Here is a 2,765-nt window from a genome sequence, read left to right as displayed (position 1 = left end):
GGCCTGCTTCAGGGCAGCAGCACGCTGGCCTGGTCCGGCAACACCTTCGCGAACCAGACTCAGGGGCAGGTGACGGGCGGTGAGACCCTCACCCTGAGCGGACACACGCTCAGCAACGCGGGCAGCCTGCAGGGGCGCAGCGCCACGCTGGACGCCGCAGGCCTGAATAACCAGGGCAGCGTTCAGGCGCTGGACGCCCTGACGCTTGCCGCGACCGGCAGGCTGGACAACACGGGCGCCCTGCTCAGCCAGAACCTGTTCACGCTGACGGCGGCGCAGCTGTTTAACGACGGCCGGCTGGCGGGGAAAGCGCTGACGGTGAGCGTCGCGCAGCTGACCAACACCGGCATGCTGCAGGGCAACGACACGCTGGCGCTGACCACCCGCGCGCTGAGCAACGGCGCCACCGGGCAGCTGGTGAGCGGAAGCGGCCTGAATCTGTCCCTGGACACGCTCGATAACGCCGGTCTGCTGCTGGTGAACGGCGGGCTCACCCTCCGGGGCAGCGACCTGACCAACCGGGGCGATATTCAGGCGCAGGACCTGGATTTGGGGCTGGGCAACGCCCTGAGCAATACCGGGAACATCGTGGCCACCGGCGATGCCGCGCTTCACGCGACGACGCTGACCAGCAGCGGCACGGTGGCGGGCAGAACGCTGACCGCAGGCGCGACGGAGCTGCGCAACAGCGGCCTGATGCAGGGCAGCAGCGCGGTTAACGCCGCCGCTGACCGCTTTATCAACGCGCTGAACGGCAAATGGCTCTCCGGCGGCGGCTTCACGCTGACGGGCGGACAGCTGACGAACGCCGGTACGCTGCAGGGCGCGACGCTGGACATGACCGGCACCACCCTGACCAGCAGCGGCACGGTGAACGGGCTGGCGGGGCTCAGCGGCACGCTCGGCGGGGCGTTAACCAATACCGGGCTGCTGCAGAGCGGCGGCGCAACCACCTTCACCGCGGACACCCTGGCGAACCCGGGGCGCATCACCGGCGGCACGCTCTCCCTGACCGCCCGCGAGATGAACAACGACGGCCTGATGCAGGGAACGAACGGCCTGGCGCTCACCGGCACCGCGCTGACCACGGGCGCGGCCTCGCGCACCCTCTCCGGCGGCATGCTGACGCTGGACGCAGGCCAGCTGGTTACGCAGGGCACGCTGCAGGGGAACGGCGCGGACATCCGCGCCACCGGCGACTGGACGCACGGCGGGTCCCTGCTCAGCCAGGGGGCGCTGACGGCCGCGACCGGCGGCACGCTGACCTCGTCCGGCTCGCTGATGAGCCAGGGGCGGGCGGATATCACCGCACAGACGCTGGATAACCGCGGGCAGCTCCTCAGCGAAGGAGACGTGACGCTCGGCGGCAGCACCCTTAAAAACAGCGGCACCGTGCAGGGGAACACCCTCGCGCTGCGCCAGGACAGCATTAACAACCAGGGCACCCTGACCGGCCTGCAGAGCCTGACCGTTCAGGGGCAGCAGCGGCTGATGGCGCGCATGGCGATGGCCGCGCCGCAGCAGGCGCTGATTAACGGCGCTGGCGGCAGGCTTCTCACTCAGGGCGCGCTGACCATTGCCTCCGGGGCGGTGACCAACGCCGGCAGCTGGCAGGCGCTGAACATCCTGCTTAACGCGCAGTCGCTCAGCAACAGCGGCACGGTGCAGAGCGCCGACGGGCTGCAGATGACGCTGGCCGACACGCTCACCGGAACCACGGGCAGTAAGATTACCGCGCTGGGCAGCGCCACGCTGCAGGCCGCGACGCTGGCGAACCAGGGGCAGTGGGCGGCGAAAAACCTGACGCTGACCGGCGGCACGCTCAGCAACAGCGGCGCCATCAGCGGGGTGAATGGCCTGACCCTCAGCCAGACCGGCGCGGTCAGCCAGCAGTCGACCGGCACCCTGCTCTCCGGCGGGGCGCTGAACGTCACGGCGGCCTCCGTCACCAGCGACGGCAAAATGCAGGGGAGCACGCTCGGCATCACCACCGGGGCGCTCACCAACGGCGGACGTCTGCAGGGCGATAACGGCGCGACGCTGGCCCTCAGCGGGACGCTGACCAACAGCAACGGGGGCGAAATTGTCAGCCGCGATGGCCTGACGCTGACCACGCCCGCGCTGTTTAACTACGGCCTGATTCAGGGCGGCGGCGAGACGCGCGTGACCGCCTCCTCGCAGGCGCGTAACGACGGCAGGCTGCTTTCCGGCGCGCGCCTGACGCTCGGCACGCCGCAGTTCACCGGCACCGGCTGGCTGCAGGCCACCGACCTGATACTCAATGCGGCAAACGCCACTAACGGCGGCACGTGGGTGGCCGACCGGGCCACGCTGACCGGCTCCACCTTTGCCAGCCAGGGCACCACCCAGGCGGGACAGCTGACGGTTAACTACGGCCAGCTGAACAACAGCGGCACGCTGCTCGGCAACGCGCAGCTGAACATCGACGCGGACCTGGTGACCCAGAGCGCGGGCGGCAGGCTGCTGAGCGGCGGCAACCTGTGGCTGCAGAGCCGGGGGCTGGACCTGACCGGCCAGCTGGTCTCCCTGGGGGACTTAACGCTGCAGCTGACGAACGCGTTTACCAGCCGGACCGCCGTGGCGGCAGGCCGGACCCTGACCATCAGCAGCGGCGGCGACATCGATAACCGCAGCGTGCTGCAGGGGCAGGCGGTTAACCTCAGCGCGGGCGGGCAGCTCAGCAACAACGGACAAATCACCACCGGCGGCGGCACCAGCACGCTCTCCGGCAGCAGCGTGGCGCT

1 protein-coding gene is annotated in these 2,765 nt (G+C 69.9%); it reads left to right on the top strand.

The genetic code is table 11. The features are described from left to right. Positions 1–2,765, top strand: a 2,765-nt coding sequence (locus tag SPH27_RS22950; RefSeq protein ID WP_416208291.1) for a beta strand repeat-containing protein, incomplete at both ends; no start/stop codon positions are given.

The sequence above is a fragment of the Enterobacter sp. A103 genome (assembly GCF_034427535.1).
Classification (GTDB): Bacteria; Pseudomonadota; Gammaproteobacteria; order Enterobacterales; family Enterobacteriaceae; genus Enterobacter; species Enterobacter asburiae_B.
Note: the sequence above shows the minus strand (reverse complement) of the source record. Positions and strands in the feature narration are given on the sequence as shown.